General features: G+C 66.2%; 15 protein-coding genes, 3 tRNA genes and 1 pseudogene. 13 read left to right on the top strand and 6 right to left on the bottom strand.

Features of this window, described 5'->3' with window-relative positions; genetic code table 11:
* The first annotated feature begins 21 nt into the window (after positions 1 to 21).
* The 3 genes from msrB (at position 22) to ospR (ending at position 1507) form a co-directional block, all read left to right on the top strand.
* A complete protein-coding gene (msrB, locus tag PSPA7_RS11155; RefSeq protein WP_003154987.1) occupies positions 22 to 420 on the top strand; it encodes a peptide-methionine (R)-S-oxide reductase MsrB in 399 nt (132 codons plus the stop codon).
* Between the two features lie 113 nt (positions 421 to 533).
* Positions 534 to 1019: a glutathione peroxidase gene (locus PSPA7_RS11160; protein WP_012075279.1), complete on the top strand. Its 486-nt coding sequence runs from the start codon at positions 534 to 536 to the stop codon at positions 1017 to 1019.
* Positions 1016 to 1507 (top strand): hydroperoxide stress response transcriptional regulator OspR, encoded by a 492-nt coding sequence (ospR, locus tag PSPA7_RS11165; RefSeq protein WP_003154983.1) that lies wholly within the window; start codon positions 1016 to 1018, stop codon positions 1505 to 1507. The genes PSPA7_RS11160 and ospR overlap by 4 nt, the downstream gene beginning before the upstream one ends.
* Positions 1508 to 1648: 141 nt before the next feature.
* Here ospR and PSPA7_RS11170 read toward each other — a convergent pair whose 3' ends face one another.
* A complete protein-coding gene (locus PSPA7_RS11170) occupies positions 1649 to 4030 on the bottom strand; it encodes an ATP-binding protein (RefSeq protein ID WP_041025315.1) in 2382 nt (793 codons plus the stop codon).
* An 82-nt stretch (positions 4031 to 4112) separates the two neighbouring features.
* Here PSPA7_RS11170 and PSPA7_RS11175 point away from each other — a divergent pair, with 82 nt between their 5' ends.
* A complete protein-coding gene (locus PSPA7_RS11175; protein WP_003154981.1) occupies positions 4113 to 5003 on the top strand; it encodes an ATP-binding protein in 891 nt (296 codons plus the stop codon).
* Positions 5000 to 5482, top strand: a complete 483-nt coding sequence (gene msrC / locus PSPA7_RS11180) for a free L-methionine (R)-S-oxide reductase MsrC (protein WP_003154978.1) — start codon at positions 5000 to 5002, stop codon at positions 5480 to 5482. Before PSPA7_RS11175 ends, msrC begins: the two co-directional genes overlap by 4 nt.
* Positions 5483 to 5521: 39 nt before the next feature.
* On the opposite strand, the gene PSPA7_RS11185 is transcribed toward msrC, so the two are convergent.
* The gene (locus PSPA7_RS11185; RefSeq protein WP_012075281.1) at positions 5522 to 6184 is read right to left on the bottom strand and encodes a glutathione S-transferase family protein; all 663 of its coding nucleotides are present in this window, start codon (positions 6182 to 6184) and stop codon (positions 5522 to 5524) included.
* 60 nt (positions 6185 to 6244) lie between these two features.
* Entirely contained in the window at positions 6245 to 7018 is a 774-nt protein-coding gene (locus PSPA7_RS11190; RefSeq protein WP_003154972.1) for a hypothetical protein, read from the bottom strand.
* 217 nt (positions 7019 to 7235) lie between these two features.
* On the opposite strand from PSPA7_RS11190, the gene PSPA7_RS11195 reads away from it, so the two are divergent.
* From PSPA7_RS11195 to PSPA7_RS11210, 4 genes are all read left to right on the top strand, one after another.
* Positions 7236 to 7311, top strand: a tRNA-Glu gene (locus PSPA7_RS11195).
* Positions 7312 to 7313: 2 nt separating this feature from the next.
* A tRNA-Gly gene (locus PSPA7_RS11200) sits at positions 7314 to 7389 on the top strand.
* 84 nt (positions 7390 to 7473) lie between these two features.
* Positions 7474 to 7549, top strand: a tRNA-Gly gene (locus tag PSPA7_RS11205).
* Positions 7550 to 8013: 464 nt separating this feature from the next.
* Positions 8014 to 9594, top strand: coding sequence for an EAL domain-containing protein (locus PSPA7_RS11210; RefSeq protein WP_012075282.1), 1581 nt, complete (start codon positions 8014 to 8016; stop codon positions 9592 to 9594).
* Positions 9595 to 9715: 121 nt separating this feature from the next.
* On the opposite strand, the gene PSPA7_RS11215 is transcribed toward PSPA7_RS11210, so the two are convergent.
* The 3 genes from PSPA7_RS11215 to PSPA7_RS11225 all read right to left on the bottom strand — a co-directional run bounded on the left by PSPA7_RS11215 (position 9716) and on the right by PSPA7_RS11225 (position 13123).
* Positions 9716 to 10126, bottom strand: a complete 411-nt coding sequence (locus tag PSPA7_RS11215; RefSeq protein ID WP_003157389.1) for a PA2817 family protein — start codon at positions 10124 to 10126, stop codon at positions 9716 to 9718.
* 57 nt (positions 10127 to 10183) lie between these two features.
* Entirely contained in the window at positions 10184 to 10564 is a 381-nt protein-coding gene (locus tag PSPA7_RS11220) for a PA2816 family glutamine-rich protein (RefSeq protein ID WP_003157388.1), read from the bottom strand.
* A gap of 111 nt (positions 10565 to 10675) precedes the next feature.
* The gene (locus tag PSPA7_RS11225; protein WP_003157387.1) at positions 10676 to 13123 is read right to left on the bottom strand and encodes an acyl-CoA dehydrogenase; all 2448 of its coding nucleotides are present in this window, start codon (positions 13121 to 13123) and stop codon (positions 10676 to 10678) included.
* A 152-nt stretch (positions 13124 to 13275) separates the two neighbouring features.
* On the opposite strand from PSPA7_RS11225, the pseudogene PSPA7_RS11230 reads away from it, so the two are divergent.
* The 4 genes and pseudogenes from PSPA7_RS11230 to PSPA7_RS11245 form a co-directional block, all read left to right on the top strand.
* A pseudogene (locus PSPA7_RS11230) lies at positions 13276 to 13793 on the top strand (transglutaminase-like domain-containing protein); the annotation flags it as partial.
* Positions 13794 to 13939: 146 nt separating this feature from the next.
* Positions 13940 to 14560 (top strand): glutathione S-transferase, encoded by a 621-nt coding sequence (locus PSPA7_RS11235; protein WP_003157385.1) that lies wholly within the window; start codon positions 13940 to 13942, stop codon positions 14558 to 14560.
* 75 nt (positions 14561 to 14635) lie between these two features.
* Positions 14636 to 15568 (top strand): ABC transporter ATP-binding protein, encoded by a 933-nt coding sequence (locus PSPA7_RS11240; protein ID WP_003157384.1) that lies wholly within the window; start codon positions 14636 to 14638, stop codon positions 15566 to 15568.
* On the top strand, positions 15565 to 16344 hold the full coding sequence (locus tag PSPA7_RS11245) for an ABC transporter permease (protein WP_003122535.1): 780 nt from the start codon (positions 15565 to 15567) through the stop codon (positions 16342 to 16344). Before PSPA7_RS11240 ends, PSPA7_RS11245 begins: the two co-directional genes overlap by 4 nt.
* Positions 16345 to 16349: the final 5 nt, after the last annotated feature.

The raw sequence follows: 16349 nt of genomic DNA on the forward strand, positions 1-16349 counted from the left end.
TCAGAACGCGAGGCAGAGCCGATGAGCAAGATCGACAAACCCCTGGACTCCTGGCGCGAGGAGTTGACCGAAGAGCAGTTCCACATCTGTCGCCTGGGCGGTACCGAACGCGCCTTCAGCGGCGAATACCACGCCACCAAGACCCCCGGCGTCTACCACTGCACCTGCTGCGGCACGGCGTTGTTCGACTCCGATGCCAAGTACGATTCCGGCAGCGGCTGGCCGAGCTACTTCCAGCCGGTGGATGGCGAGGCGGTACGTGAACTGGATGATTTCAGCCACGGCATGCACCGCATCGAAGTCCGCTGTGGCCGCTGCGATGCCCATCTGGGGCATGTCTTCCCGGACGGCCCCCGGCCAACCGGATTGCGCTATTGCATCAACTCGGCTTCGCTGAAGCTGGTGCCGCGGGAAGGATAGGCGACGACGACCCGTCCTTGGTTCGGGTCGTTTCTCGTCCAATTTAATTGTGCGCAATTGAATTGCGGGCTATTTTATTTCCCGTCCCCCACCCACGAAAAGGAAGACAACCCATGAGCGATTCACTGCTGGACATTCCCTGCACCACCATCAAGGGTGAGCAGAAGACCCTGGCCGACTTTGGCGGCAAGGCGCTGCTGGTGGTGAACACCGCCAGCAAGTGCGGCTTCACCCCGCAGTACCAGGGACTGGAGGCATTGTGGGAGAAATACCGTGAGCGCGGCCTGGTGGTGCTCGGCTTTCCCTGCAACCAGTTCGGCAAGCAGGAGCCGGGCGACGAGGGCGAGATTTCCCGGTTCTGCGAACTGAACTACGGGGTGAGCTTCCCTCTGTTCAGGAAGATCGAGGTCAACGGCGCCGGCGCCCATCCGCTGTTCGTCAGCCTGAAGAAGCGCGCGCCGGGCCTGCTCGGCAGCCAGGGCATCAAGTGGAACTTCACCAAGTTCCTGATCGGCCGCGATGGCCGGGTGGTGCAGCGCTATGCGCCGACCACCAAGCCGGAAGAGCTTGGCTCGGCGATCGAGGCGCTGCTTGAATGAGCGCCCGGGGAAAAGTCGCCAGGCCGGATGGCGTCGAAGAATCGCTGCTGCTCGACAACCAACTGTGTTTCAAGCTGTACGCCGCCTCGCGCGCGGTGATCCGTGGCTATCGGCCGCTGCTCGAACAGATCGGCCTGACCTATCCACAGTACCTGGTCATGCTGGTGCTCTGGGAGTGGCACGCGAGCCCGCCGGAGCAGCCGACGGTGAAGGCACTGGGCGAGCGCCTGCTGCTCGACTCGGGAACCCTGACGCCGTTGCTCAAGCGCCTCGAACAGCTCGGCCTGGTGGATCGCCGGCGCGCCAGCCATGATGAGCGGGAAGTGCACCTGGCCCTGACGTTGCCGGGGATCACCCTGCGCGAGCGGGTCATTCCGCTGCGCCAGCAACTGATCTGCAGCACCGGCTTCGATCTCAACGAGATGTTCGACCTGCACCAACGCCTGGGTGGCCTGTTGTCGCGCTTTCGCCTGGTGGCCGGTGGCTGATTCGACCAATCCATTTCGCCGCCGGGCTTCGCCATGCTGCGTTGCCGCTCCTCGCCACAGCCCGGCTGCGACTCGTCGCGGCGGCTGTCTGGCCAACCCCGGCAGTCGAGCTTCGATTGACGAGCAAAACCGTACAGGCCACTAGTCGTGACGCGGCGGGGCCTGATTGCCCCTGGCCGCAGGGCACCAGCGGTCGAGGATGGCCTTCAGCTCGTCGCGGTGGAATGGTTTGGCCAGGTAGTCGTCCATTCCGGCGGCGCGGCAACGCTCGCGTTCCTCCGGCAGGGCGTTGGCGGTCAGGGCGATGATCGGCAGCCTGCCCCAGCGCCCGCTGTCGCGGATCTGCCGGGTCGCTTCGTAGCCATCCATCACCGGCATGTTGCAGTCCATCAGGACCATGTCGATGGGCTGTTCTTCCAGCAGCTTCAGGGCGTTCAGACCGTGCTCGGCGATCCACACCTGGCAGCCGAGCTTGTGCAGCAGGCCCTTGGCGACCAACTGGTTGACCGGGTTGTCCTCCACCAGCAGAACCCGGGTATCGCGCTGCGCGGCGGTGCCGGCGGAGGGGGGCGAGGCTGGCGCGCTGGCCTGTTCGAGGACGCTCCTGAGCGCCTGGTGCAATGGATTGCGGCCCAGCGGCCGGGCCACCTGGCGCAGCGGCGCCAGGCGGCGGGCGAGTTCGGGTTCGAGGAAACTGCCATAGGCGGTGACCAGCAGGATCGGCGTGCCGATGCGCGGACGCAGGCCCATCAGGCAATCAGGGCAATCCGAGATCAGCACGTCGAGGGTATGGCCGACCAGGCTGTCGTCGGTATCCAGGCGCCGGTATTCCAGGCCCCAGCGCGGCAGCCAGGTCTGCAGCAGTTCGGCGAGTCCGCTGTTCGCCGAGCACTGCGCGATCACCCGACCGCGCAGCGGCTCTGCACGGGCTGGCGGACTGACCTGCGCAAGGGGGAGGTTGACGCTGAACAGGCTGCCCAGGCCGACCGTCGATTCCACCATCAGCTCGCCATGCATGGCCTCGCACAGCTTGCGCGTCAGGGCCAGGCCGAGACCGGTACCGCCGTACTGGCGGGTGATGCCGGCGTCGGCCTGGGTGAATGGCTGGAAGATCCGGTCCAGGGCTTCCTGGGCGATGCCGATGCCGGTATCGCGGACGCTGATGCGCACACCGTCGGCGGTGGCTTCCACACGCACGTCGACGCGGCCCAGGCGGGTGAACTTCAGCGCATTGGACAGCAGGTTGCTGACCACCTGGCGGATCCGCGTCGGATCGCCGGAGAGCTGGGCGGGCAGGGCGGGGTCGACCAGACAGGTGAGTTCGACGCCGGCGGCGGCGTTCTGCGAGAGCAGGCTGGCGGTATCCTCGACCAGCACGCCGAGGTCGAAGGGGATTTCTTCCAGGACCAGTTGACCGGCTTCGAACTTGGACAGGTCGAGCACGTCGTTGAGCAGTTCCACCAGGACCTTGCCGGAGTCGTGGGCGATCGACAACTGCTGGCGTTGCTCCGGGGTCAGCGGGCCGTCCAGGCTCAGCGAGAGCATGCCGAGCAGGCCGTTCAGCGGGGTGCGGATCTCGTGGCTCATGTTGGCGAGGAAGCTGGCGCGTGCCTGGGCCATGTTCAGGGCGGTCTGGCGCGCCTCTTCCAGTTCCTGGTTGGACAGCGTCAGGCGCGCGTTGGCCGCCTTGAGCTCGGCGGTGCGCGCGGCGACGATGCTTTCCAGTTCTTCCAGGTACTGGGTCAGGCGGTTCTCCGCCTCGCGGCGCTGCTCGATCTCCACCGCGATGCGGCCGAGCTGACGGTTGGTGACCTCGACCAGCACGCCGATCTCGTCGCGTTCGTGCCCCTTGGGGCAGGGCAGGCGCATGCGCGCCGGCGAGCGCGGGTCGTGGCCGCTGAGGGCCTGGATCAGGCTGACCAGGGGTTTGGTCAGCAGGGTATAGAAGAGCACCAGCAGGATCAGCGACAGCAGCAGGCTGCGGACGAAGCCGGAGAGCAGGGTGATGCCGGCGCGACGTAGAAAATCGTTGCCGAACACGAAGGTGTCGATTTCCAGTTGCAGCACGCCGAGGGCTTCCCCGGGCGCGTGGTCGACGTACAACGGGTCCTCGAACACCCGCTTGTGGCCGAAGAGGAAGTCGCTGAGCGGACGCAGGCGGCTCTCGGCGGGCTCGCGCGAGGCGCTGGCCAGTGGCAGGCCGGAGGTGTCGATGATCTCCGCGCGCACCACCGCCGGCGAGCGCAGCAGGCCGAGGACCAGCTCCTGGGCGAGTTCGGCGTCGATGTTGTAGGCGATTCGCGCGGCAGGGTTGTGGCTGACGTCCAGCAGCGCGCGTACTTCGCGATTGATGGATGCGTCCTGGCTGGCATAATCGACGCCGACCTGTATCAGGCTGAGCAGGGTTCCCAGGATAAACGCCACCAGCACGGTGAGGCTGGCCTGCTTGAACGACAGGCGATGGGTCAGCGCTATATCCATGGGAGCGGGGGTCGGCCTTGGCGGGGTTCTGCCGCCTAGCATAGCCCATCCCGACCGCCTGTCGGGGCCAGTGGGCGCAACCGATGATCGATCCGTGACGTCAGTCCGATCCGAGGAGAACAGAGTGGATTCCCGATTGAGCGATTTTCTTGCCCGCGCCGAAAGCGTGCTGGCACGTCTCGAGCCGTTGCTGCCCGCCGTGCGCGAACCGGTGGATTGGCAGCGCAGCCTGGCGGCGCGCTGGCACCGTGACGGCCGCAGCGGCTACCTGCAGCCGCTGGAGGTCAGCCTCGACCTGCGCCTGGCCGACCTGCTGGGTGTCGAGCGGCAGCGCGAACAGCTCGAGCGCAACACCCGCCAGTTCGTCGCCGGCCAGCCGGCCAACCATGCGTTGCTCTGGGGCGCGCGTGGCACCGGCAAGTCTTCGCTGGTGCGTGCGCTGCTGGCCGAACTGGCCGGCGCCGGCCTGCGCCTGATCGAGATCGAACGCGACCACCTGGCCGACCTGCCGCGGGTGGTCGAGCAACTGAATGGCCTGCCGCAGCGCTTCGTACTGTTCTGCGACGACCTCTCGTTCGACGCCGGCGAGGGTGACTACCGGGTACTCAAGAGTGTGCTCGACGGCTCGCTGGAACAGGCGCCGGACAACGTGCTGCTGTACGCGACGTCCAACCGCCGGCACCTGGTCTCGGAGAAGCAGAGCGACAACGAGAACTGGAAGATGGTGGACGGCGAACTGCACCCCAACGAGGCGGTGGAGGACAAGATCGCCCTGTCCGATCGCTTCGGCCTCTGGCTGTCCTTCTATCCCTTCACCCAGGAGCATTTCCTCAGCGTGGTCCGCCACTGGGTCGAAGTGCTCGCCGGGAAGGCCGGGCTGGCCTGGGCCTGGAGCGAGGAGCTGGAGAAGGAAGCGATCCGCTGGGCGCTGGGACGCGGCAACCGCAACGGTCGTTGCGCCTACCAGTTCTCCCGCTACTGGGTCGGCAAGCAACTGCTGGAGCAACAGGCATGATCGATCTGCAACAGACCGGCGCCGGGCTGGATGGCTATGCCCTGCTGGCGGCCCAGGCCGAGGCGCTGTTCGCCGACGAGCGTGACTTCATCGCCAACGCCGCGCAGTTCTGCGCTTTTCTCTTTCATGAACTGGACGACCTGAACTGGGCCGGCTTCTACCTGAATCGCAACGAGGAACTGCTGCTCGGGCCATTCCAGGGCAAGGTCGCCTGCGTCCGCATCCCTTTCGCCAAGGGCGTTTGCGGCGCCGCCGCGCGCACCCGGCAGACCCAGCGCGTCGAAGACGTCCATGCGTTTCCCGGGCACATCGCCTGTGACAGCGCCTCGCGCAGCGAGCTGGTGGTGCCGCTGCTCAAGGATGGGCGGCTGATCGGCGTGCTCGACCTGGACAGCCCGAGCGAGGGGCGCTTCAGCGCGCGGGACCAGGCCGGGATCGAGCGTCTGGTGGAGATCTTCCTGCGCCTCAGCGACTGCTGAGACGCAGTCGCTTCCCTTCCCGGGGGAGGAGCGGCGGCGTCAGGCTTTCGCCGCGAGTTTTTCCAGGGTCCGCTGCTCGCCCGGCAGCAGCGCCTGCATGCTCGGCCGTTCGAGCAGGCGCGCGAAGTGCGCGGCGAGGGCCGGCCAGCGTTGCGCGTCCACTTGCTCGCCGGCGTGGCCCAGGTTGACCAGTTGGCTGGCGATCGCCAGGTCGGCCAGGGACAGCCGGTCGCCGATGAAGAAGGTACGATCGCCCAGGGTGTTTTCCAGGTAGTCGAAGTGCGCCGGCAGTCTTTCCTGCAACGCGCGACGTACGTCTTCCTCCTCGCAGCGCTGGCCCATCGCCGGCTTGAGGACCCGGTTGCGGAACACCGTCAGTGTCGCCTGCGGCGCGAGTTCGTAGTCGGCGTACTTTTCCAGCCAGCGTACCGTCGCGCGGCTCGCCGGGTCCTCGCCGCACAGCGGCGGGTGTTCGGGGTAGCGTTCTTCCAGGTACTGGCAGATGACGCTGGAGTCGGCCAGGGCCAGGTCACCGTCGCGTAGCGCCGGAATGCGTCCCAGCGGGCTGATCTCGCGGTACCACGCGGGTTGGCCGAACGGCGCGATCACTTCCAGTTGGTAGTCGAGGCGCTTTTCCGCCAGCAGCAGGCGGACCTTGCGCACGAAGGGGGAGAGCGGGGCGCCGTAGAGGATCAGGCTCATGACGATTTCCTCGGTCGATATGAGCCTGGGTTATAGCACGGCTGCCGCAGGCGGGCGGCCTCAGTCGTAGACGTTCTTCTTCTTCCACAGATCGTCGGCATCCAGCGCCTTCAATCCCTCGTTCAGCTCGCTGGGCTCTTCGCTCGCCGGCTGGCTGTTGTTCAACACCATGGCGTTGGCGCGGGCTAGCTGCGTCTCCATCTGCTGCAGTTCCGCCTGGTAGCGCGCCAGCTCGGGCTGCTTGCGCAGGTACTGGGCGCCGCGCTCGAAGGCCAGGCGCGCCTGGCGCGGCTCGTTCTGCTGCAGTGCCTGCTGGCCGAGGTTGCCGAAGAACTCGATGTGCAGGCGCACCAGCAGGTGGCGGATCTCCTTGACCCAGATCTGCGCCTCGCTGCGAGGCAGGTGGCCGTCCTGGGTGAAGCGGGTGAGCTGGGCGTGCAGGGCCTCGAAGAGGAAGCGGACTTCCTTGGCCTTGTCCTCGGTGAGGATCGCCTGGGGTGGATTGCGTACCGGAATCGACTCGCCCTTGGCGACCAGTGCGCGCAGTTCCTCTATGCGTGCCTTGAGACCGGTGTCGGCTTTTTTCTCCAGTGCCAGCTGTTGTTCGCTGAGGCTGAGCTCGATCTGGCTCATCAGCAACTTGAGCGACGGGCTAACGAACTGGCCGGGAAGGCTCTCGGAAATCTGTGCGCAGCGTCGCACGCGGTCGTTGAGCTCGGCCTTCAGGCGAGCCTTCTCCAGCTTGCTGTTTTCCACCACGTGGTTGATATAGCCAATGGCGATGAGGAGGGCGATCCCGCCGACGATCAGGGCGGTAATGAGGAGTGGCGACACCTTAGGACTCCGCTGTAAGAATTTTCTCAGTCTAATGTCTTGGTGCTACCACTGATAGCGGCAGCTCATTATTTGCACAGAAGTCTTTGATTTAAAAAAATTTTCTCAGAAGGGTTGACGCCTCCCCGGACGCTCCATAAAATGCGCGCCACTTCCAGCGTGAAGCCAAGCGCGAAACACTGGAAGCCGGAAATATCTGTTGTAAGTTCCGGGCCGCGTCCCCTTCGTCTAGTGGCCTAGGACACCGCCCTTTCACGGCGGTAACAGGGGTTCGAGTCCCCTAGGGGACGCCATTGCGGGAATAGCTCAGTTGGTAGAGCACGACCTTGCCAAGGTCGGGGTCGCGAGTTCGAGTCTCGTTTCCCGCTCCAGATTCTACAGCCTGGCTTCGGCGGGGTTGGTGAAAGTTAGGCGTCAAAGGTTCGGTTTCGGCCGAACGGGCAATAGGTTTCAAAGCGGGAATAGCTCAGTTGGTAGAGCACGACCTTGCCAAGGTCGGGGTCGCGAGTTCGAGTCTCGTTTCCCGCTCCAAACAGTATCCTGGCCTCGGCCGGGATCGAGAAAGAAGGGCCTTCGGGCCCTTTTTTCGTTTCTGCACGGCAGGGCATTCGCCTCGCCTTTTCCCTTCCGCCCTCCCGGATCCCGCACGCTGGGGAAGCGAGCGCCGCACCGCGTGCCGCTCGCTCCGCCAGGCTGGCCGGACCTATGGTCTTGCCGAACGTCTGTGCGGATGCGGCAGGGTCGCCCTCCATGCCCACCAGAGGTCCTGCTGCGGGATTCGTTCTAGAGTTGAGCGAGGGGACACGCGGTACCGGCCGCGTTTCGCTTCCAGGACCCTGCGGAGGCCGCCTGCTCGGGATGTCGTTCGGGGATGCAGCAGACCCCTCGACAGGCGCCGGCAGGTTCGTGCTTCTTCCATTTCAATCTCATCCGAATGTGGCCCTGCCTCCGGCAACGTGGGGGCTTCGTGCAGCATTCGCCGGAGCGTGGCACCTATGCAGATCGGCAAGCAGCGGCGGGAACGTCTCTTTCATTTCGGTATCGTGTTCGCTGCGCTCGCGATCGTGCCGCTGCTCATGGCGCCGCTGGTGTTTCAGCAGGCCAGGATGCGTGCCGACGGCGAGGCCGCGGTGACTTCCGTCGCCGTCCTCCGTCAGTTGGATACCTTGCTCGGAGTGGTGTCCGGCAGCCTGGACAGGAGCCAGGGCGCGCTGGGCAAGCCCTGTGCGGAGGTGCTGGGGCGACTGACGCGGATGACCATGCTGAGCCCGTATTTCCGTTCGCTGGTCCTGGTGGAGCGCGGGAACGTCTACTGCTCGTCGTTGCAGGGCGAGCTGAAGGACCTGCCATTGCCGGTGGCCTTCAAGGCCTTGGGCAGCCTGGCGCCCGGTCAGCGCATCACGCCCAGCAACGCGACGCCGCAGGTACCGGAACGGGCCTCGGTGATCATGTCGCGCGGCGACGCAAACGGATCCGGCGTGCTGGCGATAATCGACGGCCAGTATCTGCTGGATATCCAGCAGGCGGCTTCCTACGACGGGCGGTTCCAGGTGCAGATGGTGCTGCGCGAGTCGCAGCGGCAGCTTCCCGGCGGCATGCCTGCCACACAGGATGGTGGTGGCGCCATCGCGGCCTCGGCAAGGTTCCCGGTCGAGGTTCGGGTGGCGGTCGCTCCGGCGCTGGCCAGCGCCTATCGTGCCGATGCATGGCGGCACTACACGCCCTTCATCGTTCTCGCCGCGATGCTGGCGGGGTACCTGGCGCATCTGTTCTGCCGTCGCCGCCTGTCGCTGGTTGGCGACATGTACCGGGCCATGCGGGCCCGGGAGTTCCATATGGTCTATCAGCCCATCATCCGGCTCGATACGGGGGAGTGCCGGGGCGTCGAGGCGCTGGTGCGCTGGCGGCGTCCGGACAACAGCCAGGTGCGGCCGGACATCTTCGTTCCGCTGGCTGAAGACAATGGCATGATCGGCGACCTGACCCGCCACATCTTCGGCCTGGTCGCTGCCGACCTGGCGCAACTGGGCCTGGGGGCGGGCGATCACCTCGGCGTCAATGTCAGCGGTTCGCACCTGGCTGGCCAGGGATTCGTCGACGACGTGCGGCGCCTGCTCGGCGCCATCGGCAGCGACGGCCCGCAACTGGTCCTGGAGGTCACCGAGCGTGAGGCGCTACCGCGCGATGCGCAGGCGCAGCGCAATATCCGGCAACTGCGCGAGCTGGGCGTGCAGTGGGCACTGGACGATTTCGGCACGGGGCAGAGTTCGTTGTCCTATCTGCAGCAACTGCATGCGGACTTTCTCAAGGTCGACCGTTCGTTCGTCAGCGGCGTCGGCACGGAGTCGGTGAATGCCGTGGTGCTGGAAACCATCATCGGGCTGGCGCAACGCCTGGACCTGGACGTGACCGCCGAAGGCATCGAGACCCGGGAGCAGGAACAGTACCTGTGCGGGCATAGCGTCCAGTGGGGGCAGGGCTACCTGTTTTCTCCTCCGCTGACGGCGGCCGAGCTGGGCGCCTGGCGCAATGGCCGGCGCGGCGTGGCGCGCGCGGCACAGGTGGTCGCGGGGTAGCCGTGGGCGGCCCGCGCCACGGCGATGCCAACCGGCGCCTCGCTTCGACAGGCTGTCGCATGCGCAAGCGGAAGGCGGCGATCTGGATGGCGCACTGGATCGTCGCGGAGAGGGCGTCGGCTCAGTGCCGCGGGCTGTCCTCGGGCAGCGCGAGCAGCTGCTTCTCATGGTTCCAGTCAAATGGCTCGCCGCGCTCCTCGGCGTCGTAGCGGCGTTCGTCGAGGCGCTGGAACAGGTCGATTTCCTCGTCCGGCATGAAGTGCAGGCAATCGCCGCCGAAGAACCACAGCAGGTCGCGCGGCACCAGGTGGGCGATCTGCGGGTAGCGGTGGAAGACCTGGGAAATCAGGTCCTGGCCGAGGTACTGGGCGCCTTCCGGGTCGCGCGGCAGTTCGTTCATCAGCTCGTCGAAGCGTTCGAGGAACAGGCCGTGGTTTTCTTCCGGCACCTGCTCGGCCTCGCCCAGGGCGCCGAGGATGGTGCGCAGGTGCTGGAGCAGGGCGAGGTGGTGCTCGAGGTAGGAATTGGCCATGACGGGTCCTCTGGAAAAAGCTGCGCAGTATAAAGGGTTTCGCGGCGGCGGCCAGTTTCAGCGGATCGCCGGGGACTGGCTCTGGCGGCGGCGGTTCTCCAGTTGCCGGCGTTCGCTGTCGAGGCGCCGCTGGTCCTGTTCCAGGCGCCAGCGTTGCTGGTCGAGCTGCTGCTGGCGGATCAGGTTGTCCTGCATCTGTCGCTGCTGCTGTTGTCGCTGCAGGTTCTGCTGCTGGCGTTGCAACTGGTCCTGTTGCAATTGCAGGCGCTGTTCGTCGAAGCGCTGGCGCTGCTCCTGGAGCTGGCGCTGGCGTTGTTCGGCGGCGCGCTGCACGGCCTGCTGGTGCGGTTGCACGCCGTAGGGCGGGGGCGGCGCGGCCTGGGCCACCGGCAGGGCGAGGAAGCAAGCCGCCAGGGCGGGGGCGAGTATCCGGGGCATGATGACCTCCCGTACGTCAGGATGTACCCCTGGATTCTAACCAATCGCCGGAGATCGGGGGCCACGGACGACAAAGGCGCCGGAGGGCGCCTTTGTCGGAAGGGCCAGGGGTCAGCGGACCCTGCCGTCGCCGAGCGCCAGTTCTTCCTTGTCGAAGTCGTCGACGTCGATCACCTTGCGTCGGGCCGCTTCGGCCTGGTGCAGGGTCTGCGCTTCGGCGGCGCTCAGCACTCCCGCCGCGGCGCCGGCGTCGATCGGGCTTTGTCCCGGCTGCGGCGTGACCCGGCCTTCCTTGATCGCCTTGTGCAGGTTCTTCTCCAGCGTGGCGCTGTCGCGGATCGCGTCGAACGCGTGGGCGAGGGCGCCGACCGGGTCCTGCGGGTCCTTCGGCAGGAACGCGCCGGCGAGGATCGCCTGCAGCGCCGGGTCGTCGTCCGGGCGGCCGAGGATTTCCGCGATCTCGGCGTCCAGTTCGTCGCCCGGCCCTTTGTGCCGGCGGCCGAACGGCAGTACCAGGACCTTCAGCGCGCAGCCGAAGAAGCGGCTGGGGAAGTTGTTCAGCAGGTCCTCCAGTGCCGCCTCGGCCTGGCTGAGGTTTTCCTCCATGGCCCAGCGCAGCAGCGGATGCAGGTAGTCCGGGTTGCCCAGGTCGTGGTAGCGCTTGAGCGCCGCCGAGCCCAGGTAGAGATAGCTGAGGACATCGCCGAGGCGCGCGGAGAGGCGTTCCTTGCGCTTCAGTTCGCCGCCCAGCAGCATCATGCTGAAGTCGGCGAGCAGGGCGAAGGACGCCGCCAGGCGATTCAGCGCGCGGAAATAGGGACGGCTGACGCGGTCGCCCGGCGCATTGCCGAGGTGGCCACAGCTGAGGCTGAGGAGGAAGCTGCTGGCGGCGTTGCCGACGGCGAAGCCGATGTGCTTGACCAGCAGCACGTCGAACTCGCGGGCGGCCTGCTCCTTGTCCTCGCGCTGGGCCAGTTCCATTTCCTTGAGCACGTACGGATGGCAGCGGATCGCGCCCTGGCCGAAGATCATCAGGTTGCGCGAGAGGATGTTCGCGCCTTCCACCGTGATGAAGATCGGCGCGCCTTGCCAGGAGCGTCCCAGGTAGTTGTTCGGGCCCATGATGATGCCCTTGCCGCCGTGGATGTCCATGGCATGGGCGATACACTCGCGGCCGCGTTCGGTGAGGTGGTACTTGAGGATCGCCGAGAGCACCGAGGGCTTCTCGCCCAGGTCCACCGCGTTGGCGGTGAGGATCCGCGCGCTGTCCATCAGCCAGGCGTTGCCGCCGATGCGGGCGAGGGCTTCCTGGATGCCTTCGAAGGCGGCGATCGGCACGTTGAATTGCTCGCGGACCTGGGCGTAGCGGCCGCTGACGTAGCTGCTGGCCTTGCCGGCGCTGGTGCCCACCGCCGGCAGCGAGATCGAGCGGCCGACCGACAGGCAGTTCATCAGCATCATCCAGCCTTTGCCGATCATTTCCTGGCCGCCGATGATGTACTCCAGCGGTACGAACACGTCCTTGCCCGAGTTGGGGCCGTTCATGAAGGCGGCGCCCAGCGGCACGTGACGGCGGCCGATCTCGACCCCGGGGGTGTCGGTGGGGATCAGCGCCAGGGTGATGCCCAGGTTCTCCTCGTCGCCCAGCAGGTGGTCCGGGTCGTGGCACTTGAAGGCCAGGCCGAGGAGGGTGGCCACCGGGCCGAGGGTGATGTAGCGCTTCTCCCAGGTCAGGCGCAGGCCGAGCACTTCGCGTCCTTCCCATTCGCCCTTGCAGACGATGCCGACGTCGGTCATGCCGCCGGCGTCGGAGCCGGCGTAGGGGCCGGTGAGGGCGAAGCAGGGGATGTCTTCGCCCCTGGCCAGGCTCGGCAGGTAGCGCTGGCGCTGTTCGTCGGTGCCATAGTGCAGCAGCAGCTCGGCCGGGCCGAGGGAGTTCGGCACCATCACCGTCGAGGCCAGGTCGCCGCTGCGGGTGGCGAGCTTCATCACCACCTGCGAGTGGGCGAAGGCGGAGAAGCCCTTGCCGCCGTATTCCTTGGGAATGATCAGGCCGAAGAAGCCCTGCTGCTTGATGAAGGACCAGGCCTCTTCCGGGAGGTCCATGCGCTGGCCGATGTCCCAGTCGCTGACCATGGCGCAGAGTTGCTCGGTCGGGCCGTCGACGAAGGCCTGTTCCTCTTCGGTGAGTTGCGCTTTCGGATAGTCGAGCAGCTTCTGCCAGTCCGGACGGCCGCTGAACAGTTCGCCGTCCCACCACACGGTGCCGGCCTCGATGGCCTCGCGTTCGGTCTCGGACATCGGCGGCAGGACTTTCTGGAACCAGGCGAACAGCGGGCCGCTGAGCACCCGCCGGCGCAGGTCGGGCAGCGCCAGCGGCAGCGCCACCGCCAGCCAGAGCAGCCAGAACACCAGCAGCAGCCAGCCGGGAGCGTGGCTGAACACGCCCATCAGGATCAGGTAGGCGGCGACGATGCCGAGCGCGGGAGCGGGTGGGGTACGCCGATGGGCGAGGTAAGCGACACCGAGTACCAGTACGACTAACCAGAGCAACAACATGCGGAATCCTCCATGAAGACGCCAGGCGGCGTCTCGAGCTTAGCCCGTTTGCCGCCGGTTGGCGGGCGGGCTGGTCAGCTTGGCCGGTTTGTCACGTTATAGGCGAAAACTTCCCGTTTGGACTGGGACAAATTGCCCGCCGGGAGCCCGCCATGCAGTCCTACCTACAATCCGGCCGCTTCGTGGATAGTGACCACCCGGTGGTGGTGGAGTTCGCGGAAAAATCCCGGGGAAACTCGGCGAACCCGCGTGACCAGGCGGTCGCGCCGTATGACGCGGTGCGCTACGACCCCTATGTGTTCAGCCGCGATCCACGGACCCTGGTGGCTAGCCACGCGCTGCAGCAGGGGTGCGTGCCCAAGGCCATCCTGCTCGCCGCCTGCGCCCGGCATTGCCGGACTCCGGCGCGAATCGGCCTGGCCGACGTGCGCAACCACCTGGCCACGCCGCGCCTGCTGGCGCTGCTGTGCAGCGACGTGTTCGCCATGCATGCTTATGCCGAGCTGTATCTCGACGGTCGCTGGGTGAAGGCCACGCCGGCGTTCAGCCGCGCGCTTTGCCGTGCCTTCGACGTTGCTCCGCTGGAGTTCGACGGGGTCGCCGACAGCGTCTCCATGCGTTCAATCGCCAGGGCGAAGGCTACAGGGAGTACCTGGCCGACCACCTGCAGGCCGGGGCCGGGCAAGATGAAAGCCATCGATAGTCACCATCAGCCGGCGCGTCTTCCTTCTTCGGTCCATCATCGGTAGGGTGCGGCATGTCGTCCGCAGGTCCGGCGACCCACCCGCCATAGCAACCGAAGAAGGAACGCAGAGCATGTTGACCATCTGGGGCCGGAAGAACTCGAGCAATGTGCGCAAGGTGCTGTGGTGCGCCGAGGAAGCCGGCCTGGAATACCGGAGGGTGGATGCCGGCGGGGCGTTCGGCCTGGTGGACGAGCCGGCGTTCCGCGCGATGAACCCGAACGGGCGGGTCCCGGTGATCGAGGACGACGGCCTGGTCCTCTGGGAGTCCAACGCCATCGTCCGCTACCTGGCCGCCCGCTATGCGCCAGGCGACCTCTACGCGCTGGAGCCGGTACGCCGCGCCGAAGCCGACAAGTGGATGGACTGGACCACCTCGACCCTCGCCGGGCCGTTCCGCGACCTGTTCTGGGGGACGCTGCGTACGCCGCCGGAGCAACGCGACGAGGCCCTCATCGAGAAGGCGCTGCAGACCTGCGGCGAGCTGCTGGGAGTGCCGGACCGGGCCCTGGCCGGCCAATCCTGGCTGTCCGGCGAACGCTTCGGCATGGGCGACATCCCGCTGGGCTGTTTCATCTACGCCTGGTTCGAGATGCCCATCGAGCGGCCGCCGCTGCCCCACCTCGAGGCCTGGTACCTGCGCCTGCGCGAGCGCCCGGCGTTCCGCGCGGCGGTAATGACCGAACTGACCTGAGCCGGCTACTGTTGCATTTTGTTACCCGTAGCCTTATCTAGCTCTTCCTCTTCACCTTCCGACACGGGAAGCCTAATGAGTTCCGCCCTGTCCATCCGTCAACTGACGAAAACCTACGGCAACGGTTTCCAGGCCCTCAAGGGGATCGACCTGGATGTCGCCGAGGGCGACTTCTTCGCCCTGCTCGGCCCCAACGGCGCGGGCAAATCGACCACCATCGGCATTCTCTCTACCCTGGTGAACAAGACCGGCGGCTCGGTCTCGGTGTTCGGCCACGACCTCGACAAGGATCCGGCCGGCCTCAAGCGCTGCCTGGGCGTGGTGCCGCAGGAGTTCAACTTCAACCAGTTCGAGAAGGTCTTCGACATCGTCGTGACCCAGGCCGGCTATTACGGCATCCCGGCGAAGATCGCCAAGGAGCGCGCCGAGCGCTACCTGACCCAGCTGGGCCTGTGGGACAAGCGCAACGAAGCCTCGCGGATGCTCTCCGGCGGCATGAAGCGGCGCCTGATGATCGCCCGCGCGCTGGTCCACCAGCCGCGCCTGCTGATCCTCGACGAGCCCACCGCCGGGGTCGACATCGAGCTGCGTCGCTCGATGTGGAGCTTCCTCACCGAGCTGAACCAGGAAGGCATCAGCATCATCCTCACCACCCACTACCTGGAGGAGGCCGAGCAGCTCTGCCGCAACATCGCCATCATCGACCACGGCGAGATCGTGCAGAACACCAGCATGCGCGACCTGCTGATGACCCTGCATTCGGAAACCTTCCTGCTCGACCTGAAGAACGTCCAGGCCCTGCCGCCGACCCTCGACGGCTACCCGACGCGGCTGGTGGACGATCACACCCTCGAGGTACAGGTGGAGAAGAGCCAGGGCATCAACGACCTGTTCGCCCAGCTCGGCGCCCAGGGCATCGAGGTGCTGAGCCTGCGCAACAAGACCAACCGCCTGGAGGAACTGTTCGTCTCGCTGGTGGAGAAGAACCTGACGAGGATCGCCCGATGAGCAGCGAGCTGAGCGCCAACCTGGTCGCCCTGAACACCATCGTCTATCGCGAGGTCCGCCGCTTCACCCGGATCTGGCCGCAGACCCTGCTGCCGCCGGCGATCACCATGGTCCTGTACTTCGTGATCTTCGGTAACCTGATCGGCCGGCAGATCGGCGACATGGGCGGCTTCACCTACATGGAGTACATCGTGCCCGGCCTGATCATGATGTCGGTGATCACCAACGCCTACGGCAACGTGGTGTCGAGCTTCTTCGGCAGCAAGTTCCAGCGCTCGGTGGAGGAACTGCTGGTGTCGCCGGTGTCGCCGCACACCATCCTCCTCGGCTACACCATCGGCGGAGTGCTGCGCGGCCTGGCGGTGGGAGTGATCGTGACCCTGCTGTCGCTGTTCTTCACCAAACTGCAGGTACACCACCTGGGCATCACCGTGCTGGTGGTGGTGCTGACCGCGACCATCTTCTCCCTGGGTGGTTTCATCAACGCGGTGTTCGCGCGCAACTTCGACGACATCTCGATCATCCCGACCTTCGTGCTGACGCCGCTGACCTACCTGGGCGGGGTGTTCTACTCGATCAACCTGCTGCCGCCGTTCTGGCAGACGGTGTCGCTGGCCAACCCCATCCTGCACATGGTCAACGCGTTCCGCTACGGCATCCTCGGTGTCTCCGACATCCGCATCGGCGTAGCCATCGGCTTCATGCTGCTGGCCACCGCGGTCCTCTATTTCGGCTGCGTGCGACTGCTGGTGAGCGGGCGCGGCATGCGCCAATAGCGCCT

It is taken from the genome of Pseudomonas paraeruginosa PA7, assembly GCF_000017205.1.
GTDB classification, from domain to species: Bacteria; Pseudomonadota; Gammaproteobacteria; order Pseudomonadales; family Pseudomonadaceae; genus Pseudomonas; species Pseudomonas paraeruginosa.